General features: G+C 71.4%; 29 protein-coding genes. 20 read left to right on the plus strand and 9 right to left on the minus strand.

All coding sequences use genetic code 11. From position 1 onward, the window contains the following. Positions 1 to 28 precede the first annotated feature (28 nt). Both C229_RS0115560 and C229_RS30810 read left to right on the plus strand, forming a co-directional pair. On the plus strand, positions 29 to 409 hold the full coding sequence (locus C229_RS0115560) for a hypothetical protein (RefSeq protein WP_026313833.1): 381 nt from the start codon (positions 29 to 31) through the stop codon (positions 407 to 409). Continuing rightward, positions 406 to 927, plus strand: a complete 522-nt coding sequence (locus C229_RS30810; protein WP_051108988.1) for a DUF6036 family nucleotidyltransferase — start codon at positions 406 to 408, stop codon at positions 925 to 927. Before C229_RS0115560 ends, C229_RS30810 begins: the two co-directional genes overlap by 4 nt. A 46-nt stretch (positions 928 to 973) precedes the next feature. Here the strand turns inward: C229_RS30810 and C229_RS0115570 are convergent, their stop codons facing one another. After that, on the minus strand, positions 974 to 2,287 hold the full coding sequence (locus C229_RS0115570; RefSeq protein WP_051108989.1) for a KamA family radical SAM protein: 1,314 nt from the start codon (positions 2,285 to 2,287) through the stop codon (positions 974 to 976). A 317-nt stretch (positions 2,288 to 2,604) separates the two neighbouring features. Between C229_RS0115570 and C229_RS0115575 the strand changes: the two genes are divergently transcribed. From C229_RS0115575 to argS, 7 genes are all read left to right on the plus strand, one after another. After that, positions 2,605 to 3,294, plus strand: a complete 690-nt coding sequence (locus C229_RS0115575) for a DUF998 domain-containing protein (protein WP_018656005.1) — start codon at positions 2,605 to 2,607, stop codon at positions 3,292 to 3,294. Then, a complete protein-coding gene (locus C229_RS0115580; protein ID WP_018656006.1) occupies positions 3,291 to 4,109 on the plus strand; it encodes an alpha/beta fold hydrolase in 819 nt (272 codons plus the stop codon). The genes C229_RS0115575 and C229_RS0115580 overlap by 4 nt, the downstream gene beginning before the upstream one ends. Then, positions 4,106 to 4,468, plus strand: coding sequence for a hypothetical protein (locus tag C229_RS0115585; protein ID WP_018656007.1), 363 nt, complete (start codon positions 4,106 to 4,108; stop codon positions 4,466 to 4,468). The genes C229_RS0115580 and C229_RS0115585 overlap by 4 nt, the downstream gene beginning before the upstream one ends. 71 nt (positions 4,469 to 4,539) lie before the next feature. Further along, positions 4,540 to 4,938 carry a hypothetical protein gene (locus C229_RS0115590; protein WP_018656008.1) on the plus strand — a complete coding sequence of 133 codons (399 nt, stop codon included), beginning with the start codon at positions 4,540 to 4,542 and terminating at the stop codon, positions 4,936 to 4,938. Between the two features lie 79 nt (positions 4,939 to 5,017). Further along, on the plus strand, positions 5,018 to 6,106 hold the full coding sequence (plsX, locus tag C229_RS30815) for a phosphate acyltransferase PlsX (RefSeq protein ID WP_018656009.1): 1,089 nt from the start codon (positions 5,018 to 5,020) through the stop codon (positions 6,104 to 6,106). Between the two features lie 67 nt (positions 6,107 to 6,173). Further along, entirely contained in the window at positions 6,174 to 8,537 is a 2,364-nt protein-coding gene (locus tag C229_RS0115600; protein WP_018656010.1) for an HAD-IC family P-type ATPase, read from the plus strand. A 27-nt stretch (positions 8,538 to 8,564) separates the two neighbouring features. Beyond that, positions 8,565 to 10,328 (plus strand): arginine--tRNA ligase, encoded by a 1,764-nt coding sequence (argS, locus tag C229_RS0115605; protein WP_018656011.1) that lies wholly within the window; start codon positions 8,565 to 8,567, stop codon positions 10,326 to 10,328. A 97-nt stretch (positions 10,329 to 10,425) separates the two neighbouring features. On the opposite strand, the gene C229_RS0115610 is transcribed toward argS, so the two are convergent. From C229_RS0115610 to C229_RS30820, 3 genes are read right to left on the minus strand one after another with little or no spacing between them, the layout of a single operon-like run. Next, positions 10,426 to 10,743, minus strand: coding sequence for a hypothetical protein (locus tag C229_RS0115610; RefSeq protein ID WP_018656012.1), 318 nt, complete (start codon positions 10,741 to 10,743; stop codon positions 10,426 to 10,428). Continuing rightward, entirely contained in the window at positions 10,740 to 10,907 is a 168-nt protein-coding gene (locus C229_RS33665; protein WP_081639911.1) for a helix-turn-helix domain-containing protein, read from the minus strand. Before C229_RS33665 ends, C229_RS0115610 begins: the two co-directional genes overlap by 4 nt. Further along, the gene (locus C229_RS30820) at positions 10,907 to 11,257 is read right to left on the minus strand and encodes an ATP-binding protein (protein WP_018656014.1); all 351 of its coding nucleotides are present in this window, start codon (positions 11,255 to 11,257) and stop codon (positions 10,907 to 10,909) included. Before C229_RS30820 ends, C229_RS33665 begins: the two co-directional genes overlap by 1 nt. 229 nt (positions 11,258 to 11,486) lie before the next feature. On the opposite strand from C229_RS30820, the gene C229_RS32960 reads away from it, so the two are divergent. From C229_RS32960 to C229_RS30830, 8 genes are all read left to right on the plus strand, one after another. Next, positions 11,487 to 12,284 carry a helix-turn-helix domain-containing protein gene (locus C229_RS32960; protein WP_018656015.1) on the plus strand — a complete coding sequence of 266 codons (798 nt, stop codon included), beginning with the start codon at positions 11,487 to 11,489 and terminating at the stop codon, positions 12,282 to 12,284. Continuing rightward, complete coding sequence (locus tag C229_RS0115630) at positions 12,281 to 12,466, plus strand: DUF397 domain-containing protein (RefSeq protein ID WP_018656016.1); 186 nt, start codon at positions 12,281 to 12,283, stop codon at positions 12,464 to 12,466. Before C229_RS32960 ends, C229_RS0115630 begins: the two co-directional genes overlap by 4 nt. A gap of 46 nt (positions 12,467 to 12,512) precedes the next feature. Further along, positions 12,513 to 12,698 carry a DUF397 domain-containing protein gene (locus C229_RS0115635; RefSeq protein ID WP_018656017.1) on the plus strand — a complete coding sequence of 62 codons (186 nt, stop codon included), beginning with the start codon at positions 12,513 to 12,515 and terminating at the stop codon, positions 12,696 to 12,698. 273 nt (positions 12,699 to 12,971) lie between these two features. After that, positions 12,972 to 13,250: a hypothetical protein gene (locus C229_RS0115645; protein WP_018656019.1), complete on the plus strand. Its 279-nt coding sequence runs from the start codon at positions 12,972 to 12,974 to the stop codon at positions 13,248 to 13,250. Further along, positions 13,198 to 13,773, plus strand: a complete 576-nt coding sequence (locus C229_RS0115650; protein ID WP_240487282.1) for a DUF6879 family protein — start codon at positions 13,198 to 13,200, stop codon at positions 13,771 to 13,773. The genes C229_RS0115645 and C229_RS0115650 overlap by 53 nt, the downstream gene beginning before the upstream one ends. Before the next feature lie 8 nt (positions 13,774 to 13,781). Further along, a complete protein-coding gene (locus C229_RS0115655) occupies positions 13,782 to 14,633 on the plus strand; it encodes a helix-turn-helix domain-containing protein (RefSeq protein ID WP_018656021.1) in 852 nt (283 codons plus the stop codon). A 203-nt stretch (positions 14,634 to 14,836) separates the two neighbouring features. Continuing rightward, positions 14,837 to 15,982, plus strand: a complete 1,146-nt coding sequence (locus C229_RS0115665; RefSeq protein WP_018656023.1) for a methyltransferase domain-containing protein — start codon at positions 14,837 to 14,839, stop codon at positions 15,980 to 15,982. 190 nt (positions 15,983 to 16,172) lie between these two features. Then, positions 16,173 to 17,144 carry a methyltransferase domain-containing protein gene (locus C229_RS30830; protein WP_240487284.1) on the plus strand — a complete coding sequence of 324 codons (972 nt, stop codon included), beginning with the start codon at positions 16,173 to 16,175 and terminating at the stop codon, positions 17,142 to 17,144. A 57-nt stretch (positions 17,145 to 17,201) separates the two neighbouring features. Here the strand turns inward: C229_RS30830 and C229_RS0115675 are convergent, their stop codons facing one another. Further along, positions 17,202 to 17,522 carry an ASCH domain-containing protein gene (locus C229_RS0115675; protein WP_033424457.1) on the minus strand — a complete coding sequence of 107 codons (321 nt, stop codon included), beginning with the start codon at positions 17,520 to 17,522 and terminating at the stop codon, positions 17,202 to 17,204. 72 nt (positions 17,523 to 17,594) lie between these two features. Between C229_RS0115675 and C229_RS0115680 the strand changes: the two genes are divergently transcribed. Both C229_RS0115680 and C229_RS0115685 read left to right on the plus strand, forming a co-directional pair. Then, on the plus strand, positions 17,595 to 18,161 hold the full coding sequence (locus tag C229_RS0115680) for a DUF6879 family protein (RefSeq protein WP_018656026.1): 567 nt from the start codon (positions 17,595 to 17,597) through the stop codon (positions 18,159 to 18,161). A 249-nt stretch (positions 18,162 to 18,410) separates the two neighbouring features. After that, entirely contained in the window at positions 18,411 to 19,373 is a 963-nt protein-coding gene (locus C229_RS0115685) for an alpha/beta hydrolase (RefSeq protein ID WP_026313837.1), read from the plus strand. A 5-nt stretch (positions 19,374 to 19,378) separates the two neighbouring features. On the opposite strand, the gene C229_RS0115690 is transcribed toward C229_RS0115685, so the two are convergent. Beyond that, positions 19,379 to 20,257, minus strand: a complete 879-nt coding sequence (locus tag C229_RS0115690; RefSeq protein WP_018656028.1) for an LLM class flavin-dependent oxidoreductase — start codon at positions 20,255 to 20,257, stop codon at positions 19,379 to 19,381. Positions 20,258 to 20,268: 11 nt separating this feature from the next. Further along, positions 20,269 to 20,517, minus strand: coding sequence for a DUF2630 family protein (locus C229_RS0115695; protein ID WP_018656029.1), 249 nt, complete (start codon positions 20,515 to 20,517; stop codon positions 20,269 to 20,271). A gap of 53 nt (positions 20,518 to 20,570) precedes the next feature. Between C229_RS0115695 and C229_RS36090 the strand changes: the two genes are divergently transcribed. Beyond that, on the plus strand, positions 20,571 to 21,308 hold the full coding sequence (locus C229_RS36090) for a pentapeptide repeat-containing protein (RefSeq protein ID WP_420804669.1): 738 nt from the start codon (positions 20,571 to 20,573) through the stop codon (positions 21,306 to 21,308). 166 nt (positions 21,309 to 21,474) lie between these two features. Here C229_RS36090 and C229_RS0115705 read toward each other — a convergent pair whose 3' ends face one another. Both C229_RS0115705 and C229_RS0115710 read right to left on the minus strand, forming a co-directional pair. After that, complete coding sequence (locus tag C229_RS0115705) at positions 21,475 to 22,326, minus strand: aldehyde dehydrogenase family protein (protein WP_026313838.1); 852 nt, start codon at positions 22,324 to 22,326, stop codon at positions 21,475 to 21,477. Next, positions 22,319 to 23,749 (minus strand): aldehyde dehydrogenase family protein, encoded by a 1,431-nt coding sequence (locus C229_RS0115710; RefSeq protein ID WP_018656032.1) that lies wholly within the window; start codon positions 23,747 to 23,749, stop codon positions 22,319 to 22,321. Before C229_RS0115710 ends, C229_RS0115705 begins: the two co-directional genes overlap by 8 nt. Position 23,750: the final 1 nt, after the last annotated feature.

A 23,750-nucleotide genomic window follows, 5' to 3' on the forward strand; every position in this document is an offset into this window, starting at 1 on the left:
GAGGGCACACACGCCGTAAGCTGGCGCCATGGCCTACCGCCCGATGTCCATCGCCGAGCTCGCCGATCGGCTGACGGCCGCCGACAGTGACAAGATCCGGTGGAAGCTCGTCTGGGAGTTCTTGGAGGAGTACCGCTGGGAACCGGAGGAGCGTCAGCCTGCCCTGGTGCGGGACGCCCCCCGCCCGGTCGACGACGATCGCTGGGACGCGCTCCTGGCCGCCATCGCCGAGCATCTGACGGCACGCCACGACCTGGCTCCTCCCGCGTGGACCGCCGACCGCGTCCTCGAACGTCCGTGGTTCCCCGCCGAGCTACCGTCGCAGCGCGCAGAGGCCCTCGTCCGGGCTCCCGCCGCCTTCCGCAAGCACGGCGTCTACTTGTCGGCCCACGACCTCGAAGCCGCATGACCGAAGACTCCCTCCTAGGCCGAGTCGAACTCGAACACGCCTTCACCACGCTCGGCGACCGCCTCGTCCACCGGGGCGTCGTGGCCGATCTCTTCGTCGTGGGCGGTGCCGCCATGGCGCTCGCCTACGACGCCGTGCGCGTCACGCGTGATGTGGACGCGCTCTTCGTTCCGCACGGCGTCGTCCTCGAAGAGGCGCGGGAGGTCGCGAAGCTCCTCGACCTCCCGCCGTGGTGGCTCAACGAGCAGGCGAGCGTCTACATCTCGGGACAGGACGATCCGGGGAAGAAGCGCGTCTTCGACCATCCCGGACTGCGCGTCATGGCGGCCTCGCCCGAGCACATCTTCGCGATGAAGGCGATGGCCGCGCGGACACGCGACATCGACGACCTGCGGCATCTCAGCGAACTGACCGGAGTGACGACGGTCGAAGAGGCCGTGGACCTCTGCCGCCGGTTCTTCCCCGACGAAGAGCTCCGGCCCCGTGCCCTCGCGATCCTCGGGGACCTGTTCGCGTAGGCGGGCGGTGGGGTGGCGCCGGTGGTGGGGGCACCGGCGCCACCGGTCAGGCGTAGGGGAAGCGGTCGGTCAGGGCCGGGCGTAGGTCGTCCAGCCAGACCGCGTGCGGGTCGTACTTGGCGAAGAACGGGCGGCCGACCAGGTCCGGGTCGCGGGCCTGGATGAAGTGCAGTGCGAAGACCTTCTCGCCCGCGATGTCCAGGACGCCGTCCACGCAGACCTTGCCGGGCGTGGCCGACATCGACGGGCCGCGCACGGTGCGGGACAGGCCCGAGACGCCCGCGTAGGCGTCGCGGAAGATCGTGTACGCGTCTGCGAGCGGGACGGCGAAATAGTCCTGCGGCCCCGTGTCACGTTCGACGAACATGTAGTACGGGATCAGGCCCATCCGCGTCTGCGTCCGCCACATGTCCTCCCACGTGCGCGGGTCGTCGTTGATGGTGCGGATGAGCGGCGCCTGGGTGCGGATGACGGCGCCGGTGTCGCGGATGCGGCGGCACGCCTCGGCGACGACGAGCGGTTCCAGCTCGCGCGGATGGGAGAAGTGCGCCATGAACGCCAGGTTCTTCCCGGACGCGACGACCTGCTCGAACAGCCGGAGCATGTCATCGGCGTCGGGGTCGGTGACGAACTTCTGCGGCCAGTACGCGAGCGACTTGGTCCCGATCCGGATGGATTCGAGCTGGTCCAGGTCGAGCAGCGGCTCGATGTAGCGGCGCAGCACCGGCTCACCCATGATCATGGCGTCGCCGCCGGTGAACAGAACGCTGGTGACCTCCGGGTGTGCGAGCAGGTAGTCGCGGAGCTGCGCGACGTCGTCCCCGGCCATCTTCAGGTCGGGTTCACCGACGAACTGCGCCCACCGGAAGCAGTAGGTGCAGTACGCGTGACACGTCTGCCCCTGCTTGGGGAAGTACAGGACGGTCTCGTGGTACTTGTGCTGCATGCCGGGGACGCGGCCGTCCCCGAAGCTCGGCACGTTGAGTTCGAGCTGCCCGGCGGGATGCGGGTTCAGCTTCATCCGGACGGCGTGCGCGGCGGCCTCGACCTCGGCCTTGGGCGCCTCGCGGCGCAGCAGGCCGGACAGGTGGGCCACGTCGTCCTCGGGGAGCATGTCGGGCTGCGGGAAGACGAGCCGGAAGATCGGGTCGTCGGGAGCGGCGGTCCAGTCGATCAGCTCGTCGAGGACGTAGGCGTTCGTCCGGAACGGCAGGACGGTGGCCACGGCGCGCGTCGCGAGGCGCTGGTCGGCGGTCAGCCCGGCGCGGGCGGTCAGCTCGTCCAGGTGCTTGGCCGTGAAGGCGCGGAATTTGCGACCTGCCGATCGCTGGGCGGGAGCCGCGTCGTTCACCAGAGTCACGTGTCGGTTCTCCTTGGTCGGCGGACGATGCCCCTTTCGGGAGCATCGTCACGGATAGTTCACTTTCCGGGCCGTATCACCTCGTTTGTGGCGACTTGTAACTCTTCGTAGAGCATTCGTACCCCCTTGATCATGCGTCGACGCAGGTCGGCGCCGCGCACCGGAACCGGCCGCGACGCCGCCCCCTGTCTCAACGACCACCGACCGTGAAGGTGGCGACCTCGCCGCGGACCCGCCGGGCGCGGGAACCATACTGGGCCGAGGGCCGTTTGCGGGACTGGGGACACGGGCGGGATTCACCGGACGAGGGGGCGCGGGTGCGGCAGGAGCGCGAGCCGGGCACGCTGCCGCTGTTCGCGATCGCGCTGTTCGCGCTGGCCGGGATCACCTACGCCACCTTCGTCCTCGAACACCGGTTCAGCCCTGACCTCGACCGCATCAACGGCTACGTCAGCGAACTGTCCGCCGTGTCGCAGCCGTTCCACACCCTGTACAGCGCGGGCGACCTCGTCACCGGCGTCCTGGTCCTGATCGCCGCCGCGACCGCGCTGCTGACGCTGCGCCGCCGCCCGCTCGCCGTCGCGGGCTGGATCTTCCTCATGCTGTTCGGCGTCGGCGCCATCGGCGACGCGCTGTTCCCACTCGACTGCGCGCCCAGCCTGGAGACGTGGTGCGCGCTGCGCGAGCGCGCCGAGCAGGTGTCGTTCTCGCACCAGTTCCACGCGGTGACGAGTTCGCTCGTCATCGTCTTCGGCATCCTGGCGCTGTTCACGCTGTCGCTGGCGGCCCGCCGGTACGGGTGGTGGCCGACGCTGGCGCGGTGGGGGTGGCGGCTGGCCGTCGCCGAGGCCGTCGCGGGCACGTGCACGATCGTCGCGATGGTCATCGGGCGGTGGCTCGGCGTCATCCAGCGCGTGCAGATCACGATCCTGTGCGCGGCGCTGCTCGTCGTCGCCTGGACGCTCTTCCGCGACTGGCGCGCCGCCCGGCGGGAGCCCGCGTCGTGATCGCCCTGGCGGCGGGCGAGCGCGTCACCGTCCGGGAGTCCGGCCCGGCGGACGGGCCGCCGGTGCTCGTGCTGTCCGGACTCGGCGGCGCCTGGTTCGACTGGGGCGACGTCGTCGCGGCGCTGCCCGCGCACCGCGTGACCGTGTTCGACCGGCCCGGGGCGGGGACGAGCCCGGCGGCGCGGCGCCCGCCGAGCCTGCGCCGCGACGCCGCGATCCTCGCCGCGCTCGCCCGCCGCGCGGGACGGCCGGTGACGGTCGTGGCGCACTCGATGGGCGCGTTCGCCGCCGAGGCGTTCGCCCGGCTCCATCCCGATCTGGTGGCGGGCGTCGTCCTGGTGGACGGCAGCCACGAGTTCGGCGACGTCCACGCGCACCGGCTGTCGGCCGGGATCGCGCCGCTCGCCCGCGCCGCCGGGACGGCCCTGGCCGCGACCGGCGTCCCGTGGCTGCTGGCGCCCGCCGCGCGGAACCTGCTGCTGCGGCTCACCGCGCGGCGCGTCGTGGCCGTGCCGCCCGCGCCGGTCCGCGCCGTCTACGGACGCGGCGTCGTGCTCGGCACGATCGTCACCGAGTGGTCGGCCTACCGTGAGATGGCCGCCGACCTGGCGGCGCTGCGCGAGCGGCGGCCGTTCCCGCCCGTCCCGCTCGTCGTGCTGACGGCGCCGTGGGGGCCGCGCTGGGAGGAGGGGCACCGGCGCATCGCGGCGTTCAGCCCGCGCGGACGGCACGTCGCGCTGTCCGGCACCCGGCACATGATCATGTTCGACCGTCCGGACGCCGTGGCGGACGCGGTCCGGGAGGTCGCCCGATGAGACGCACGGCCGCCGTCCTGCTCGCCGTCGCCCTGGTCGTGCCGTTGGGCGGGTGCCGCGTCATGCAGCGCATCTCCGAGGGCGCCTACCGCACCGCCGTCACCGACGGCGCCACCGTCGAGCTGGCCGCGCGCGGCGTCCACCTGGAGCACCGGCCCGAGTGCGCGTTCCCGCGCGAGGCTGGGCCGGACACGCTCACGATCCGCTGCACCGGCTCCACGGTCGCCGGGGCGCCCGTCGAAGTGTCCGGCGTCGCCCGCGACGTCCGTTCCGCGAGGCCGCGCGAGCAGTACGTCGTGACGGTCGCCGGGGAGACGGTGCTGCGCGCGTCGTGCCTGGGCCCCGGCTGCGGTTCCTGATCATGTAAGGAGTCCGCAAAAACCGGCGCGTCCGTGCTTGCCCGCGCCGCCGTCCGGTGACGACACGGAGTGTGAAGATCACGCGCGTACAAGCCCTGGTCCTCGGCGTCGCCGCCCTCGCCGTGCTCGGCGTCGTCGCCCTGCTCTACGTCACCGTGCTGGCGCCCGCCGAGCTGCGCTATCCGACGCAGGCCAAGCTGCGCGCGGGCCTGCCCGCCGCCGCCGAGGCCGAGCTGAAACAGCGCGGCGTCGCGCTGGAGGGCGCCGTCACCTGCAAGGACCTGCCGGGCTGGAACAAGGTGCGGATGCGCGCCACGTGCGCGGGCACCACCGCCGACAAGAAGCCGGTCCAGGTGATCGGCACCGGCGACGACGAGTCCCGCGAGCACGCCTTCACGATCCTCGTGGACGGCGCGCCGGTCGTGGAGAACGCCGGCTGCCTCGGCCCGCGCTGCGCGGCAGGCCGGTAAGGGGCAGGACGCCCGACGTCCTACCATGCGGGGAGCGGCGGCACGGCGCCGTCCGCACCCCACCCCACCTGGAGCCGCCATGGCCACGGCGGGCGACTCCGCGCGCCCGGCACCGATCGCGGTCGACACGATGGGCGGCGACCACGCGCCCGGGGAGATCGTCGCCGGGGCCGTGGACGCGGTGCGGCAGCACGGGACGCGGCTCGTCCTCGTCGGGCGGGCGCCGGTGATCCGCGCCGAGCTGGACCGGCACGGCATCGCCGGTGAGATCCCGATCGTGCACGCCGACGAGGCGCTCGACATGGGCGAGGGCGCGCTGGCGAGCTGGCGCAAACCGCGCTCGTCGGTGGCGATCGCGTGCCATCTGATCCGGCAGGGACGCGCGTCGGCGCTGGTGTCGGCGGGCAGCACGGCGGGCGTCGTGGCGACGTCGCGGCTGCGGCTCAAGGGCCAGGCGGGGGTGCTGCGGCCCGCCATCGCGGTGACGCTGCCGACGCTGCCGCGCCCGACGATCCTGCTGGACGCGGGCGCCACCGCCGACGTCAAGCCCGAGACGCTGCTCCAGTTCGCCGCACTCGGCACCGCGTTCGCGCGCATCCGGCTCGGCGTCGAACGGCCGCGCGTCGGGCTGCTGTCGATCGGCGGCGAACCCGGCAAGGGCGACAAGCTGACGCGCCGCGCGCACGAGCTGCTGGCGGGCGGCCACCACGACGTCGAGTTCGCCGGGAACGTCGAGGGCCACGACCTGCTGACCGGCGTCGTGGACGTCGTCGTCACCGACGGATTCACCGGCAACGTGGCCCTGAAGACGATGGAGGGGACGATCAAGGTGGCCTTCGCGGAGCTGCGGTCGGCGCTGACCGCCACCCGCACCGCCCGGATGGGCGCGGCCCTGCAACGCCGCCGCATCGAGCACCTCAAGGCCCGCTTCGACCCCGACACCTACGGCGGCGGTGTGCTGCTCGGCCTGAACGGCACCGTCGTCATCGCGCACGGCGCGTCCCGCGCCCGGGCGGTCGCGTCGGCGTGCGTGCTCGCCGCCGACCTGGCCGAGGGCCGGATCACCGATGGCGTCCGCGAGCAGATCGCGGCGACGCGCACGTCCCGGTTCGGGCGGCGCGGCGGCGACCGGCCCGCCGAGGAACCGCCGGAGGAGAACGCCGAGTGAGATCGGGAACCGCGCCGTGCCGCCGGCCGTTGATCTCCCGGAACGTCGGAGCGCATCGGGGGCGAGGGTGACGGAGGTGCGGGCCGGGCTGACGGCCGCGCAGGTGCGCGAGCAGGTGGCGGCGGGGCACACGAACGACGTGCCGCGCCGGTCCAGCCGGTCGGTCGGGGAGATCGTCCGGGCCAACGTGCTGACCCGGTTCAACGCGCTGATCGGCACATTGTTCGTCCTCGTGATGATCTTCGGGGCGTGGCAGGACGGGCTGTTCGGCGGCATCATCGTGGCGAACTCGCTGATCGGCATCGTGCAGGAGGTCCGCGCCAAGCGCACGCTCGACCGGCTCGCCGTCGTCGGGGAGACGCCGGTGCGGGTCCGGCGCGGCGGCGAGGTGTCGCAGGTCCCCCAGCAGGACGTCGTGCTCGGTGATCTCATCGTGCTCGGCAACGGCGACCGCATCCCCGTGGACGGCACGGTCGCTGACGCGGCCGGGCTGGAGGTCGACGAGTCGCTGCTGACCGGCGAGGCCGACCCCGTCCACAAGCAGCCGGGTGACACCGTGCAGTCGGGCAGCTTCGTCGTCGCCGGGACGGGCGCGTTCACCGCGACGAAGGTGGGCCGCGAGGCGTACGCGGCGCAGCTCGTCGAGGAGGCCAGCAAGTTCTCGCTGGCGCACTCGGAGCTGATGTCGGGCATCAACCGGTTCCTCAAGTACGTGACGTGGCTGATCGTCCCGACGGCCGTGCTGCTGTTCGTCAGCCAGTTCACCTCGGCGGGCAGCGTCCCGGAGGCCGTCGTCGGCGCGGTCGCGGGCGTCGTCACGATGATCCCCGAGGGCCTGGTGCTGATGACGAGCATCGCGTTCGCGGTCGGCGTCGTGCGGCTCGGGCGGCGGCAGTGCCTGGTGCAGGAGCTGCCCGCGATCGAGGGGCTGGCGCGGGTCGACGTGCTCTGCGTCGACAAGACGGGCACGCTCACCGAACCCGGCATGGACTTCGACCGGTTCGTCCCGCTCGATCCCGCCCTGCCGGGGCGTGCGGCCCTCGCCGCGCTCGCCGCCCGCGACCCCGACCCCAACCCGACCATGACGGCCGTCCGCGACGGCTTCGACGAGCCCGACCCCGGCTGGGCGCTCACCGAGGCCGTCCCGTTCTCGTCGGCCCGCAAGTGGAGCGGCGGCGCGTTCGACGGCGGGCACGGCTGCTGGGTCGTCGGCGCCGCCGACGTGCTGCTCGCCCCCGGCGACCCCGCGCGAACGCAGGCCGAGGAGCTGGGCGCGTCCGGGCTGCGCGTGCTGACGCTGGCCCGCGTCCCGGACGGCTCGTTCACCGACCCCGACAAGCTCGACGTCGCCGCGCGCGCCGAGCCCGCCGCGCTCGTCGTCCTGCGGCAGCGCGTCCGCGCCGACGCCGCCGCGACGCTGCGGTACTTCGCCGAGCAGGACGTCGCCGTCAAGGTCATCTCCGGCGACAACCCCGTCTCGGTCGGCGCCATCGCCCGCGAACTCGACCTTCCCGGCGCCGACCGTCCGCTCGACGCCCGCACCCTCCCCGCCGACCCCGACGCCATGGGCGACGTCCTCGAAGACCACTCGGTGTTCGGGCGCGTCACGCCGCAGCAGAAGCGCGCCATGGTCAAGGCGCTCCAGGCGCGCGGCCACACCGTCGCGATGACCGGCGACGGCGTCAACGACGTGCTCGCCCTCAAGGACGCCGACCTCGGCGTCGCCATGGGGTCGGGCAGCGGCGCCACCCGCGCCGTCGCGCAGGTCGTGCTGCTCGACAACCGGTTCGCGACGCTGCCGCACGTCGTCGGTGAGGGACGGCGCGTGCTCGGCAACATCGAGCGCGTCGCCAACCTGTTCCTCACCAAGACCGTCTACTCGATCCTGCTGGCCGTGCTCGTCGGGCTGCTCGGCGTCCGGTTCCCGTTCCTGCCCCGGCACATCACGCTGATCAGCACGCTGACGATCGGCGTCCCGGCGTTCTTCCTCGCGCTCGCGCCCAACCTGGAGCGGGCGCGGGCCGGGTTCGTGCCGCGCGTGCTGCGGTTCGCCGTCCCGGCCGGGCTCGCGTGCGGGATCGCGACGTTCGCCGGGTACTACCTGGCCCTGGAGGACGGCTCCACCGGCTTCGCCGAGGACAGTTCCACCGCCACCCTCGCCCTGTTCGGGCTCGCGCTGTTCGTGCTGCTGATCATCGCGCGGCCGTGGACGTGGTGGCGGCTCGGGCTCGTCGCCGCGATGGGCACGGCGTTCGCGGTCGTCCTCGCCGTCCCCGGGTTGCGGCGCTTCTTCGCGCTCCAGCCCGACAACCTCTACAACGACGGCGTCGCGCTCGCCATCGCGGCGGGCGCCGCCGCGCTGCTGCTGCTCGCGCTGCGCCGCGACCGCTGGACCGGGCGGGCCCGCGATGGGAAAACCATGACCGGATAGGGGTGGCCGCGCCGCTAGCCTTGTCCCATGTCCGATCCGCAGTTCGTTCTCGCCGCCCGTGTGCAGGCCGCGCTCGCCGCCGCCTTCGGGCCGTCATACGCGGACAGTGACCCGGTGATCCGGCCGTCGCAGTTCGCCGACCTCCAGGCCAACGTGGCGCTGCCGCTGGCCAAGAAGCTCCAGGCGGAGCGAGGCGAGAAGCAGAACCCGCGCGCGGTCGCGCAGGAGATCGTCGACCACCTCGAAGTGTCCGATCTGGTGGCGAACGTCGAGATCAGCGGGCCGGGGTTCATCAACCTGACGCTGAGCGACGCGTGGATCGCCGGGGAGGCGCAGGGCGTCCTGGCCGACGCGCGGCTCGGCGTGCCCCGCAGCGGGGCGCCGCAGCGGGTCGTCGTGGAGTACTCCTCGCCCAACGTGGCCAAGGAGATGCACGTCGGGCACCTGCGCACCACGATCGTCGGTGACTCCATCGCCCGCATCCTCGACTTCCTCGGCCACGACGTCATCCGTGACAACCACGTCGGTGACTGGGGCACCCCGTTCGGGATGCTCATCGAGCACCTGCTCGACGTCGGCGTCGACGCCGCCGAGCGGGACGACTCGTCGGTGTCCGACCTGACCGCCTTCTATCAGGCGGCCCGCGCCAAGTTCGACAGCGAGCCCGCGTTCGCCGGCCGGGCGCGGCGCCGGGTCGTGGCGCTCCAGGCGGGCGACGCCGAGACGATGCGGCTCTGGCAGATCCTCGTGGACGTGTCCACCCGGTACTTCAACACCGTGTACGAACGGCTCGGGGTGACGCTCACCGACGCCGACATCAAGGGCGAGAGCTTCTACAACGACGCGCTCGCGCCGACCGTCGCGGAACTGGAGGCCAAGGGCATCGCGGTCGTCAGCGAGGGCGCGCTGTGCGCGTTCCCGCCCGGATTCACCGGCCGCGAGGGCGAGCCGCTGCCGGTGATCATCCGCAAGAGCGACGGCGGCTACAACTACTCCACCACCGACCTCGCGACGATCCGGTACCGGGTCGACACCGAGGACGTCCAGCGGATGATCTATGTGGTCGGCGCGCCGCAGGCGCTGCACTTCCAGATGGTGTTCGCCGTTTCCCGGATGGCGGGCTGGCTCGGTGACGAGGTGCGGGCCGAGCACGCGCAGATCGGCAACGTCCTCGGCGTCGACGGCAAGATCCTGCGCACCCGGGCGGGCGGCACCGTCAAGCTCGCGGAGCTCTTGGACGAGGCCGTCGAGCGCGCCGGCCGCGCCTACGACGAGCACGCCCGCGACGACACCATCGACGGCGCCGAGCGCGCCGACATCGTGGAGAAGGTCGGCATCGGCGCGGTGAAGTACGCCGACCTGTCGGTCTCGCGCGACTCGGAGTACATCTTCGACCTCGACCGGATGACGTCGTTCAAGGGCAACACCGGCCCGTACCTCCAGTACGCGACCGTCCGGATCAGGTCGATCTTCCGGAAGGGCGGCGTCTCCCCCGACGACGCCCTGGGGCCCATCCTCGTCGCGCACGAGGCCGAACGCGCCCTGGCGCTGCGGCTGCTGACGTTCGGCACCGTCCTGGAACAGGCCGCCGAGACGGCCGAGCCGCACCGGCTGGCGAACTACGTGTTCGAGCTGGCGCAGGACTACACGACGTTCTTCGAGAACTGCCCGGTCCTGAAGGCCCCGGACGAGACGACGAAGCAGTCCCGCCTGGCCCTGTGCGCAGCGACACTACGCACCCTGTCCACGGGCCTGGACCTGCTCGGGGTACCGACACCCGAACGCATGTGATGGACCCCTGGCCCGCGCTTCCCCCTCCAGAGCGCGGGCCAGGGGCCGTTTCGAGGGGTTCGGGACGCCGGGGGGTGGTGCGTTCCGTGGCCCCGTCTCAGAGGCGTGCTGTGCCGAGGCGTTCGGACAGGGCGTCCGCGACCTCGCCCGGATCACCGCACGAGCACAGTTCCTCCATGTCACGGCTGAGCACGACGGCATGTCCGCCGATGACGACGGCGGTCACGCCGTAACCGATGGACCTCTCACCGCGTGTGGTGGGAGTGATCCACAGGGTCGGCACCGCCGAGGCCGCCATTGAGCATGACCAGCCACGGGCCGTCATTTCCCGGGCCAGGGTGCGGAGGTAGGACGCGGCCGCCGCACGGCGACGCACCCAGACGAACCAGGCCACCAGCGCCCTGAAACCGGTCACACCTGGTCTCCGTTGCTTCCCCGGTACAACCGCATCACCTCGGCGCGGTCGAACCGCAGGTGCCCCGACGGCGTCGTCCCCGCCGCCAACAACCCCCTCCGCGTCCACCGCACCACCGTGTACGAGGTCACACCGAACAACCGCGCGACCTCTTTCGTCTTCATCATCTGCACCGAATCGCCGCCCACGTCACCTTTCCCTTGTCATCCGCGAGGCACTGCCAGCCCCACAAACCGCCCGTAAGACTGTCCACGATGAACAACCCCCGACCGGACTCCCGAACAAAATCCGGCTCCCCAATCCGAGGCGGATAAGCCGAATCGGAATCCCACACCTCCACCACCGCACCCACATCACACCGGTACAACCGCAACACAACGCCCCACGACCCGGCCACATGCGCAACCGCGTTCGTGACCAGTTCGGATGCGACCAGCCGCACGTCCTCGATCACTCCGGCGGGAAAGCCCTCCGCATCCGCCCACTGCCCGGCCAGATCACGCGCCTCCCCCACCCACGCGGCACCCGCACCCGTTCCACCACACGGCGGTCTGTGCTCGGTGATACCGGAAGTGATCATCATGCGGCCCTTCTCGTGTTCGATCGCACTCCGCGTTCATGGTGACGTCACGTTTTCTTGGTATTACTTGTAGCGACGTGGCACACTCATTGCCAGTTGATGCAGCGATGTGTCACGAAGGGCCTAGTCGATCTACGCCCATGCCCACCGAAGGGTAGAAGCAATGGCAAAGCCGCAAATTAGACATCCCTCGCGAATCGCCTTCGGGCGTCAGCTCTGCCGCCTGCGCAAGGAGAAGGGCATCCTCCAGGCGACGATGGCCGAGCGCTTCAACGTTCACGTCACCGTGATCAGCAAGGTCGAGACGGGTGCGCGCGGCTGCGACGCCGCCTTCGCCGCCAAGGCCGACGAGTTCCTCGACGCCCGCGGCCAGCTCATCGAGCTGTGGAACGACCTCAACCAGAACGGCTCCTCCGACGCGCCCGCCCCGGCGTGGTTCGACTGGCCCGAGGAGGAGGAGAACGCCACGATCCTCACGTGCTACATGCTCAGCGTCTTCGCGGGCCTCATCCAGACCCCCGATTACGTGACGGCGCTACTCAAGACCGAAAAGAAGATCAAGAAGCGTCTCGAAAGGCAGGCTCTCCTCACCCGTACGGACAGGCCGCCCCCGAGGGTCGTTCTCCTCATCGACGAGCTGGCGTTGACGCGCCCGGTGGGAGACCGGGAAGTCCTGCGCGGTCAGCTCGCCAACCTGCTCGAAGTCGCGAAGCTTCCCAACGTCACGGTGCAGCTCATCCTGAGCAGTGGCGAGCACGCTGGCAACGGAAGTTCCTTCACGATTGCTACCATGAAAGACGGAAGCGAGATCGCTCACGTCGAGTCCGCGCTCCGTGGCTTCACCACCGCCGAGCCCGAAGACATCGCCGTCCTCCGCCACACGTTGATCGACATCCAGCGCCGGGCACTCCCCGAAGAGATGTCACTCAACGAGATCCGAAAGGTGATGAACGAACTGTGAACGCCAACGACCTCACCTGGCGCAAGGCCACCCGCAGCCTCAGCAACGGCGGCGAGTGCATCGAGGTCGCCATCACCCCCGCCACGATCGCCGTGCGTGACAGCAAGAACCCCAACGGCCCGAACCTCCTCGTCACCCGCGAAAGCTTCCGCCACTTCGCAGACACCATCAAGTCCCTCTGAACCGCGTAGCCACCGCGCGCCTTCAGACGGAGAGGGGTCGAGAAGCATGAACCTGAACACCCTGGTGTGGCGCAAGTCGTCCCGCAGCCTCAACAACGGCGGCGACTGCATCGAGGTCGCCACCGCCCCCGCCACGATCGCCGTGCGTGACAGCAAGAACCCGAGCGGCCCGAACCTCCTCGTCACCCGCGAAGGCTTCCGCCACTTCGCGGAGGCCATCAAAACCCTCTGAACCCCCAGAACGCCCCCGGCCCCGACTCTCGCTCGGGCCGGGGTGTCTGGTGTTCAGGGGGTGATCGGGTGGTCCGGGGAGTCGAGCCACAGGTGCTGGCCGGTGGGGGTGACGGTCATCCCAAAGCGGTCGCGGCTCGGGCTGCCCCACGCGAGCAACCCTGCCGTCCACCCGGTACTAACGCCGTGCCTCTTGCGGGTGGGGGCGGGAGGGGTGACGCTGTAGGTTCGGCACGTCACCCTCTGGATGCGCCATCGGCGAACGGAGAGCGTCATGAAGCTGAGTTTCGTGGGGATCACCTCGAACACTCCGGTCAACGAGTGCCCGGCGGTCTTCGTGGACGAGGACACCGGCGACTTCTGGTTCCAGGGCGAGACGGTGACCGACCCGGCCGCGTTGGCCGAGGTCGCGTCGCACAGCCCGATCGGTGCGAACGAGTCGATCGTCAAGCTTCCGCCGGACATGGCGTCGATCATCTTGGAGGCCGTACGTGGCACCTATGAGCGTGGAAGGCGCGGCCCCGGCCGGCATGGAGCCGAAGACGTCGCCTGATCCCGCCCGCGAACCGGTCCCCCAGTCCTTCATCGAATTGCTGGAGGGCTGCGAGCGTTCGGCCGTCCATTTGGAGATGCGCGACACGTACACGCCCGACGACCCGGACTACCGCCGATGGCTGGCGGGCGATCACTTCGATCCCGGTGAGCGCTGGCCCGAGTGGATTGAGACCGTCGGCCGTATCGTCGCGCGCGGGGTCGAGGTGCGCAGGGCACGGATCGTGTCGGAACCGGTCACCGACTATGTCCGCTACGAACACGCCTTGACCGACGCCCTGAACATCGTGTCGGGCGAGTCGGTGCGCTGGCTGCCGCGCCGCGAGGCGTCCGACCTCGCACTGCCCGGAAACGACTTCTGGGTCTTCGACGACCGCCTCGTGCTGTTCAACCACTTCGCCGGTGACGGCTCGTCCGGTGAAAAGGAGATCCGTGCGGAACGCGCCGTCATCGATCTCTGCACGTCCGCCTTCGACGCCGTCTGGCGGAGAGCCACACCGCACACGCAGTACCGAATCCACTGAGAATCCCCGTGCCCGCCGCCTCGTCCTCCAGCGCGCAACAAGCCCGCCGGGCGCTCGCCGGGCGCCTGCGCGAGCTTCGCCTCGACGCGGGCATGAACGCGATCGAACTCGCCAGAGCGGCCGGATGGGACCGCACGAAGGTCTCCCATATCGAGCACGCCCGCCGGTCGCCTTCCGAGGCCGACATCGATACATGGTGCCGCGCCTGCGGTGCCGAAGACCAGGCCGCAGACCTGGTCGCGTCCCTGCGCGCCGTCGAGGGCATGTGGATCGAGTGGCGCCGCATGGAGCGGTCGGGCCTGCGCCGGTCGCAGGAGGCCGTTCGTCCGCTGTTCGAACGCACCCGGACGTTCCGCGCCTACTCGTCCTGGCTCGTGCCGGGACTCATCCAGACCGAGGGTTACACCAGGGCGGTCCTTCGGGCGGTCGCCGCGCGGCGGGGCCTGGTGGACGACGTGGAGGCGGCCGTGGCCGTGCGCATGGAACGGCAGCACGTCCTGATGAAAGGCGGGCCGACGTTCTCCTTCCTGCTGGAGGAATCGGTGCTCAGGACAGGCGTCGGAGGCGCCGAGGTGATGGCCGGGCAGCTCGGTCGCCTCGTGGAGGTCGGGGCCTTGCCGTCGGTATCGCTCGGGGTCGTGCCCGCACGTCCCGATCGTGATGACGCGCGTCCCGTCGAGGATTTCTGGATCTTCGACAACGAGCAGGTGAGCGTGGAACTGGTGTCGGGCTATCTGACGATCACCCAGCCGCGCGAGATCACCCTCTACACGCAGATGTTCCATTCCTTGGCCAAAGCCGCCGTATTCGGTTCGGCCGCGCGTTCCTTGATCAAGGACGTGGGCGCGTCCCTGGGCTGAATCGGCGCGGCACACTTTGTCACATCCGTGGTCGAAGAACTCTCCGGCTCCTTAGCGTGCTGGATGACGCACAGTGCCGAAGGGAGTCCGTGATGGGGAAGCATGACGACAACAAGGAGAAGGACGGCAAGTGGGACAGGCCGATCCCTCCGGCGGAGAAGGACGACTCCAAGGGCGGCGGCAAGCACGGGAAGGGCACGTAGGTGGCCGGCGCCGAACGCCTGGCCGCGCGGATGATCGCGGGGCTCACCGAGTCCGGTGAACTGGCGCCCGAGTGGCGGGGAGCCTTCGAGAAGGTCGCGCGGCATCAATTCATTCCGGACACGGTCTGGGTCGAGGACGGGCGCGGGCTGGCGCCCGTGCGCCGGGAGGAGGACGAGACGGCGTGGCTGGAGCTGTGCTACGCCGACGACGCCGTCATCACCCAGGTGGACGACGGCGTCCCCGCCGGAGCGGACGAGATCGGCGACGAGATCACCAGTTCGGCCAGCCGTCCCAGCGTCGTCGCCTCCATGCTGGCGGCACTGGACGCCGAGCCGGGCATGAACGTGCTGGAGATCGGCACGGGAACGGGCTGGAACGCGGCGCTGCTGGCCGAACGGCTCGGCGGCGACGTCACAAGCGTGGAGGTCGATCCCGGCGTGGCCGACCGCGCCCGCGCCGCGCTGGGCGAGGCGGGCTACGACGTCCACGTCGTGACGGGAGACGGCGCGTTCGGGCACGCCCCCGCCGCGCCGTTCGACCGCGTGATCGCCACCGTCGCCGCGAACAGGGTGCCGCACGCGTGGGGCGTCCAGACACGGCCCGGCGGACGAGTCCTCGTGCCGTGGACGACCGACCTGCACAACGGCGCGCTGGTCGCGTTCACGGTCGGACGCGGCGGCGTGATGCGCGGCCGCGTCGTGGGCGACGTGGCGTTCATGCGACTGCGCGCACAACGCGGGAAGCGCGTCTCGCTCGACCGCGACGTGCGCGACACGGAACGCGCCCGCCGATCCGTCACCGACCTGCACCCCCACCCCGTGCTCGGCACGTATGCCGCGTCCCTCGCCGTCGGGCTGCGCGTGCCGCGCTGCAAACTCGTCGTCCGGCACCGGGACGACGGCGCCTACACGGTGTGGCTGGTCGATCCGTGGTCGGGCTCGTGGGCGAGTCTGGACGTGGACCCGGGCGCCGCGTCGTTCCCCGTCCGCCAGGCCGGGAAACGCAACCTGTGGCGCGAGGTCGAGGACGCCTACCGCTGGTGGGACGGACTCGGCCGCCCCGCCGAGACCCGCTGGGGCCTGATCGTCACCGCCCAGGACCACTGGACCTGGCTGGACACCGAAGACCAGCGCGTCACCCGCTAGTGCGATCGAGGCGACGGCAAGCGAGGGAAGTGATGTGGTGAGTGGGGACGTCATGCGGCGGGCGGAGGCGTTGGCTGCGCGGTTGACCGCCGCCGGGTGGCTCACCAGCGGCGCTGTGCGAAGCGCGCTGCGTGACGTTCCCCGGCACGCGTTCGTGCCCCCGCTGGCCTGGACCGGTGAAGGCGACCGCGTGGCCGAGGCGGACGACCCGCAACGTTGGCTCGACCTCGCCTACGCCGACGAGGCGATCATCACCCAGCTCGACGACGGTGCCACCGACGCCGCGACCGGGGACGGGCGGTACACCTCCTCGCTGTCGGCGCCCAGCACGGTCGTGTCGCTGCTGGAACTCCTCGACCTCGAAGACGGCCACCGCGTCCTGGACATCGGCACCGGAAACGGGTGGACGGCGGCGCTCCTGGCGCGCATCGTCGGGCCGGGCAACGTGACCAGCGTCGAGGTCGATCCCGCCGTCGCCGAGCGGGCATCGGCCACCCTGACCAGCCTCGGGTCGCCGCCCGCGCTCGTGGTGGGCGACGGCGCGGACGGGTGGGCGCCCGGCGCCCCCTACGACCGCGTCCACGCCACCTGCGCCGTGGCCGAGATCCCCTACGCGTGGATCGAGCAGACACGGCCGGGCGGAGTGATCGTCACCCCGTACGCGCCGGGCTTCGGCTCCGGCCACGAGCTACGGCTCGTCGTCCTGCCCGACGGCACCGCCGTAGGGCGCTTCACCGGCTACGCCTCCTACATGATGATGCGCAGCCACCGGCACCCCGAATGGAACCCCGCGCCCCTCGCCGTGCGCCGCTCCACCACCGAGATCGACCCCCGCACCCTCGGTTACGCCCCCGCCGGGGCCGATCTGGCGATGGGCGCCGCCCTCCCCGGCGTCCAAGCCCGAGGACACCACGACGGCGACACCTACACCCTCCGCCTGTGGTCACCCCACGCCTGGGCCACCGCCACCTACCGGCCCGGCCGCACGGTGTTCGACGTCGAACAGGCCGGCGACCACCCCCTCTGGGACCACGCCACCACCGCCTACTTCCAGTGGATCACCCAAGGCAGCCCCGGCCGCGACCACTACACCCTCACGGTCACCCCCGAAGACGAACACGTCCGACTCCACCGGCCGACGAATACGACCACACCGAGGTAGAAACCCCGATACTCCCGAACTTCGCGCAGCACCACGCGCGCGGACCACCGGATCGAATCAACGCTCGACCAGTTCGATGCCGATCGCGACGGCGCCCAGTGCCTCGCGCTCAGGTGGATAGATCTCGCGGATGTTGCGAAGCTGCTCGTCCTTGGACGCGGTCGGATCGACCGACGATACGGACTCGTGCTCGAACATCTCATCGAAGTCGACATAGCGGGTGAGGCGCGTGATCCGGGTGAGCACTTCCTCATCCCGACACGTGAACCGCAGCAGGTCGCCCACCCTCAACCGCTCGCGAGAAGAGTCGTTCACCCTGATCTCGGTCGTCTTCTTTCCCGAAGCGATCAGGTCGAAATACCGCTTGTAGATAGCCATCTCGTGCACAAGCGAAAACTCTACGGCAGGCCCGGCCTCGGGAGATGCTGCCCGTTCTCAAGGAGATCGTGAATGCCCATGAACGCCTCGCCGCTGCTGACGGCGACCGACTCGGCCAACCCTGAGTTCCCGCCCCTCTTCGCCGCCGCGACCAGATCGGCGATTCACCTGGAGCTGAGAGACGGTTACGCGGTATCCGGAGAAGATGAGGGATTCGCAGCATGGAAGGCCGGGCACCGGGACGATCCGTCCGACCCGGCGTCCTGGTGGCGGCCGTGGCTGACGGTCATCCAGCAGGCGACGGCTCGCGGGGTCGAGGTGCGTCGGCTACGGGTGGCCTCGGAGCCACTGAGCGAGTACACCCGGTTCCTGCTCGACACGGCGTTCACGAACGTGCACGCGGGCGAGGCGACCCGCTGGCTGCCAAGAAGACAGGCATGCGATCTGCGATTCCCGGCGAACGACTTCTGGATCTTCGACGGCGACGTGCTCATCTGGAACCACTTCAGCGGAGACGGCCTGCCCGTCTCGATGGAGTGGAGCACCGACGCCGAGATGATCGCGTTCTGCGAAGAGTCGTTCGAGGCAGCCTGGAAACGCGGCATCGAGAACGCGGAATACGCCGGGTCCGGCAACTGACCGATCCGGCTCCCGGCGTGGCCGTCTCCCCGTCCTACTCCACCCAGCGCGCCCTCCTCGACCCGGGCCGACCGGCTCCGCGAACTCCGCTTCGACGCCGGGCTGACCGCGTCCGCGCTGGCGAACGCGGGCGGCGGTAGGAGGTCCGCTCCGGTTTTGCTGTTTGTGGCGTTTTGGCCGGTCGGCGGTGTGGGAGGTGGTCGATGGCGTTCCTGGCCGGGGCGCTCTCGTTTCGGTGCAGGGGGCGGCATGGACGTGCGGTGCGATGTGGCGTTGGAGGGGGCGGCGCGGGAGTTCGTCGAGGTCTCGTCCCGGGGGCCGCTGCTGTCCGAAGTGCCGGTGGGGGAGGCTCGGTTGTGGTTGGAGGAGATTCAGGGGTCGGCTGGGGTGCCTCGGCCCGACGTTGATGAGGAGTGGGTCGACGTTTCGGATGGGGGCGGGGGTGTCGTGCGGGTGCGGATTGTGCGGCCGGTGGGGGTGGGGCGTGTTTTGCCCGTTGTTCTCTACCTGCATGGGGGTGGGTGGGTTTCTGGGTCGGCGCGGACGCATGATCGGCTTGTGCGGGAGTTGGCCGTTCGCGCGGACGTGGCCGTCGTGTTTCCCGAGTACGAGCGGGCGCCCGAGGCTCCCTACCCCGTGGCGTTGGAGCAGTGCTACGCCGTTGCTCGGTGGGTCGTCGCGCACGGCGCCGGGCGGGGGCTGGACGGGGCGGCGCTGGCCGTTGCGGGTGACTCGGCGGGTGGGAACCTGGCGGCCGTCGTCTGCCTCATGGCCAAGGCGCGGAGCGGGCCGCCGATCCGGCTCCAAGTCTTGTTCTATCCCGTCACCGACACCGGCTTCGACACCGCGTCCTACCGCGAGTTCGGCACCGGGCTGCCCCTGACCGAGGACGCCATGCGCGGCTTCGTCGACCGGTACCTGCCCGACCCGGCCCGGCGCGGCGACCTGTACGCCGCGCCGCTGCGCGCCGAGCCCCGGCACCTGCACCGGCTGCCCCCGGCGCTCGTCGTCACCGCCGAGGCCGACGTGCTGCGCGACGAGGGCGAGGCGTACGCCGGACGGCTCCGCGCGGCGGGCGTCGAGGCCGACGCCGTCCGCGTCCCGGCGACGATCCACGACTTCCTCATGCTCGACGCGCTGCGCGGCACCGACGCCGTCCGCACGGCGCTGGACCTCGCCACCGGCACCCTCCGCGAGTACCTGCACGGCTGAGCGGGTCACGCCCTGGCGTGGGCGGCCCGCTCGCGGACGGCGGGCGCGATCTCCAGCGCGAAGCTGGAGAGGTGGTCCGCCGGACCGGCGTAGAGGAACGTGTCGATGCCGTGGGTCAGCGCGAGGTCGGTGAGCTGGTCGACCCACTGCTCGACCGGGCCGCGCAGGAAGTCGCCGCCGCTGCGCTCCTCGATGCGGCCGTCGAGGATGTAGATGCGGCGCAGCTCGTCCGGGGAGCGGTCGGCGTGCTCGGCCGCCGCGTCCAGGCGGGCGTTCGCGTAGACCAGACGGTCCGGCGGGACGTACGGCGACGACGCGACCCAGCCGTCCGCGACCCCGCCCGTCAGCGCCAGCGACCGCGGGCCGGTGACGCCCAGCCAGAGCTGGATCGGGTGGACGGGCTCGGGCCCGGGCTGGGCGCCGTCCAGCCGGTAGTGGTCGCCGTCGAGGTGGAGTTCACTTCGGTCGCTCCACAGGCCCCGGACGACGCCGATCGCCTCCTCCAGCGCGGCGCGGGCCTCGGCGGCGGTGCGGCGCGGGCCGCCGTACCCCTCGATCGCGTCCCAGAAGGCGCCCGCGCCCAGGCCGAGTTCGGCACGGCCGCCGCTCAGCACGTCCATGGACGCGATCGCCTTCGCCAGGACCGCCGGCGGGCGCAGCGGCAGCGACGCCACCGCCGGGAACACGTGCACGCGCGACGTCGCGCTCAGCACCGCCTGCATGAGCGTGAGCGTGTCCAGGAAGCGGCGCTGGTACGGATGGTCCTGGATGCCGATCAGGTCCAGTCCGTACCGGTCGGCGGCGTCGGCGGTGCCGAGCGGGTCCGCGTCCAGCTCGGGCGACAGGAAGTGCCCGAACGTGAGCGGACGGCCGTAATCCCCCATCGTCTACCCCATCACTGCCAGTAGCCCTCGACCTCGCCCGCCGGGCGGGCCCGCGCGACGCCGGGGTCCTCCCCGGCGTCGCGACGGGCCCGGCGCTGCCGCAGCAGGTCCCAGCACTGGTCGAGCGCGCGCTCGACCTCCCGCATCCGGGCCTGCTCCTCGTCGGCGGACAGCTCGCCCCGCTCGTGCCGGGCGCGCAACTCCTGCTCCTCGGCGACAAAGCCGCTGATGCGGGTGAGGATGTCGGAGTCCTCCGCCATCGTCAGCGCCTCCCCTCGTCCGTCCGCTGCATGATGCGGCCGGACCGGGACGGCTGGATCATCTCCGCCTCGACCTTCGGCTCGACCATCGGGCCGGGCGGCGGCGTCCGCATCTTCGCCGACGCACCGTTCTTCCGGGTGGACGACGCCGTGGACTTCGCGGTGCGCGCCTTGGACGTGCTCGCCTTGGACGTGCCCGACTTGGCGGTGCTCGCCTTGACCCCGCCCGACTTGGCCGTGCCCGACTTCGCCGCGCTGGACTTGGTGCCGGACTTGGCCGTGCTCGCCTTCGACGTGCTCGCCTTGGACGTGCTCGCCTTGGCCGTGCCGGACTTGGCCGTGCCGGACTTGGCCGTGCCGCGCGTCGTGGACCCGGTGCCGAGCCGCGCGCGGCCCGGCGTCCGCGCGGACGAGCCGGACGAACCCGACCCGGACGACGACTGCCGGTCGATGACCTTCGCGGCGGCGCCCATCGCCTTGGCGGCGTCCGCCATGGCCTTCGTCGCCTCGGTCATCGCCTGCGTCATCGCCGTCATCGCGCGGACCGATCCCCCGGCCTTGGACGCGACCGACCGCATCTGCGTCGCCGCGGCCTTGGCCTGGTCGGCGGCCGCCGTGACCTTCGACCCGGCCGCCGAAGCGGCGGACGAGGCGGCGGACGACGCCCGGCGCGAACCGGTCGACTTCCCCGCCGTCGTACGCGGCGTGGTCTTGGCCGTCGACTTCGACGCGGTCTTCGGCTTGGACGCCGCCGGCTTCGACGACGTCCGCGCGCTCACCCCCGACCGTGACGCGGTCGCGGACGCGGCGGCGCTGGTCCGTTTGGCGGGCGCCTTGCGCTTGGACGTGGCGTTCTTCTTGGTGGTGGCCACTGATCTACCCCCGTTGCATGATCAGTTACGGGAGCAGATATTCCACAACCCGCGCCTCTTTACACCGAAGCGCAGCGAAAACGGATCAGACGCCCACCGAGTGCCAGACCGTCTTGACCTCCAGGAACGCCGTCATCCGCGCCGTTCCGGGCTCGTCCGCCCAGTCGTCGCCGGTCGGCGCGAAGACGCGCTTGAGCGTGTCGGCGGCGGCCTCCTCCAGCGCCGTCACCGCGTCGGCGGCGACGCCCGCGAGGTCGAGCGCGTCGACGTCGCCGTGCGAGGCGAGCCACGGCGCCAGCTCCGCGCGCCGCCCCGTCAGCAGGTTGACGACGCCGCCCGGCAGGTCGGACGTCGCCAGCACCTCCGCGAACGTGATCGCGGGCAGCGGCGCGGGCTCGGACGCGAGCACGACGGCCGTGTTCCCCGACACGATCACCGGCGCGACGACGGACACGAGCCCGAGCAGCGGCGAGTCCGGCGCGACGACGCCGACGACGCCCGTCGGCTCGGGCGTCGAGAAGTTGAAGAACGGCCCCGACACCGGGTTGGCCGACCCGCCGACGGCGGCGAGCTTGTCGGCCCACCCCGCGTACCAGACGAGCCGGTCGACGGCGGCGTCGACCTCGGCGCCCGCCGCGTCCTTGCCGAGCCCGGCGTCGCGCAGCTCGGCGACGAACTGCGCCCGCCGCCCCTCCAGCATCTCCGCGATCCGGTAGAGGATCTGCCCCCGGTTGTAGGGGGTGCGGCCGGACCAGCCGCCGAACGCCTTGCGCGCGGCGACGACGGCGTCCCGGACGTCCTTGCGCGACGCCCGCGCCGCGTGCGCGAGGAACCGGCCCTTGGCGTCGGTCACGGGGTACGCCCTTCCGGACTCCGACCGGGGGAAAGCGCCCCCGATGTAGAGCTTGTACGTCTTGCGAACGTCGAGCCTAGACATGCAGGTACGCCTCCAGCCCGTGACGTCCGCCCTCGCGGCCGTAACCGGACTCCTTGTAGCCGCCGAACGGCGAAGCCGGGTCGAACTTGTTGAACGTGTTGGCCCAGACGACGCCCGCGCGCAGCCGCTGCGCGACCCACAGGGTGCGCGAGCCCTTCTCCGACCAGACGCCCGCCGACAGCCCGTAGGGCGTGTTGTTGGCCTTCTCGACGGCCTCGGCCGGGGTGCGGAACGTCAGCACCGACAGCACCGGCCCGAAGATCTCCTCGCGGGCCACGCGGTGCGACTGCGCGACGCCGGTGAAGATCGTCGGCGCGAACCAGAAGCCGCGCGACGGCAGCTCGCAGGCGGGCGACCAGCGCCGCGCGCCCTCGGCCTCGCCCGCGTCGGCCAGCTCGCGGATGCGGGCGAGCTGCGCGGCGGAGTTGATCGCGCCGACGTCGGTGTTCTTGTCGAGCGGGTCACCGACGCGCAGCGTGGAGACGCGGGCGCGCAGCCGCTCCAGGAACTCGTCCGCGACGGTCTCCTGGACGAGCAGCCGCGACCCGGCGCAGCACACGTGCCCCTGGTTGAAGAAGATCCCGTTCACGACGCCCTCGACGGCCTGGTCGAGCGCGGCGTCGTCGAACACGATGTTGGCGGCCTTGCCGCCGAGTTCCAGGGTGAGGCGGCGGCCGGTGCCCGCGAGCGTCCGGGCGATCGACCGGCCGACGGCGGTGGAGCCGGTGAAGGCGACCTTGTCGACGCCGGGGTGCGCGGCCAGCAGCGCGCCCGTCTCGCCCGCGCCGGTGACGATGTTGACGACGCCGGGCGGCAGCTCGGCCTGGCGGCACAGGTCGGCGAAGGCCAGCGCGGTCAGCGGCGTGGTCTCGGCGGGCTTGAGGACGACGGTGTTGCCGCCCGCCAGCGCCGGGGCGATCTTCCACGCGAGCATGAGCAGCGGGAAGTTCCACGGGATGATCTGGGCGGCGACGCCGAGCGGGCGCGGCGCCGGGCCGAGGCCCGCGTACTCCAGCTTGTCGGCCCAGCCCGCGTAGTAGAAGAAGTGCGCGGCGACGAGCGGCAGGTCGACGTCGCGGGACTCGCGGATCGGCTTGCCGTTGTCGATCGACTCCAGCACGGCCAGCTCGCGCGACCGCTCCTGCACCAGCCGCGCGATGCGGAACAGGTACTTGGCGCGCTCGCGGCCCGGCATCGGGCCCCACACCTTCTCCTGCGCGGCGCGGGCGGCGGCGACGGCGCGGTCCACGTCGGACGCGTCGGCCGACGCGATCTCGGCCAGGGGTTCCTCGGTGGCGGGGTCGATCGTCTTGAACGGCTCGCCGTGGCCGTCGGTGAAGGCGCCGTCGACGAACAGACCGTAGGACGGCCGGATGTCGACGACGTCCCGCGACTCGGGAGCGGGTGCGTAGGCGAAGTCCATG

It is taken from the genome of Actinomadura flavalba DSM 45200 (genome assembly GCF_000374305.1).
GTDB lineage: Bacteria > Actinomycetota > Actinomycetes > Streptosporangiales > Streptosporangiaceae > Spirillospora > Spirillospora flavalba.

Coding starts and splice junctions, on each gene's coding strand:
- C229_RS0115560 (WP_026313833.1), top strand. CDS start 29: ATGGCCTACCGCCCGATGTCCATCGCCGAGCTCGCCGATCGGCTGACG.
- C229_RS30810 (WP_051108988.1), top strand. CDS start 406: ATGACCGAAGACTCCCTCCTAGGCCGAGTCGAACTCGAACACGCCTTC.
- C229_RS0115585 (WP_018656007.1), top strand. CDS start 4,106: ATGAGACGCACGGCCGCCGTCCTGCTCGCCGTCGCCCTGGTCGTGCCG.
- plsX (WP_018656009.1), top strand. CDS start 5,018: ATGGCCACGGCGGGCGACTCCGCGCGCCCGGCACCGATCGCGGTCGAC.
- argS (WP_018656011.1), top strand. CDS start 8,565: ATGTCCGATCCGCAGTTCGTTCTCGCCGCCCGTGTGCAGGCCGCGCTC.
- C229_RS33665 (WP_081639911.1), bottom strand. CDS start 10,907: ATGAAGACGAAAGAGGTCGCGCGGTTGTTCGGTGTGACCTCGTACACG.
- C229_RS32960 (WP_018656015.1), top strand. CDS start 11,487: ATGGCAAAGCCGCAAATTAGACATCCCTCGCGAATCGCCTTCGGGCGT.
- C229_RS0115635 (WP_018656017.1), top strand. CDS start 12,513: ATGAACCTGAACACCCTGGTGTGGCGCAAGTCGTCCCGCAGCCTCAAC.
- C229_RS0115645 (WP_018656019.1), top strand. CDS start 12,972: ATGAAGCTGAGTTTCGTGGGGATCACCTCGAACACTCCGGTCAACGAG.
- C229_RS0115650 (WP_240487282.1), top strand. CDS start 13,198: ATGAGCGTGGAAGGCGCGGCCCCGGCCGGCATGGAGCCGAAGACGTCG.
- C229_RS0115675 (WP_033424457.1), bottom strand. CDS start 17,522: ATGGCTATCTACAAGCGGTATTTCGACCTGATCGCTTCGGGAAAGAAG.
- C229_RS0115680 (WP_018656026.1), top strand. CDS start 17,595: ATGCCCATGAACGCCTCGCCGCTGCTGACGGCGACCGACTCGGCCAAC.
- C229_RS0115685 (WP_026313837.1), top strand. CDS start 18,411: ATGGACGTGCGGTGCGATGTGGCGTTGGAGGGGGCGGCGCGGGAGTTC.
- C229_RS0115690 (WP_018656028.1), bottom strand. CDS start 20,257: ATGGGGGATTACGGCCGTCCGCTCACGTTCGGGCACTTCCTGTCGCCC.
- C229_RS0115695 (WP_018656029.1), bottom strand. CDS start 20,517: ATGGCGGAGGACTCCGACATCCTCACCCGCATCAGCGGCTTTGTCGCC.
- C229_RS0115705 (WP_026313838.1), bottom strand. CDS start 22,326: ATGTCTAGGCTCGACGTTCGCAAGACGTACAAGCTCTACATCGGGGGC.
- C229_RS0115710 (WP_018656032.1), bottom strand. CDS start 23,749: ATGGACTTCGCCTACGCACCCGCTCCCGAGTCGCGGGACGTCGTCGAC.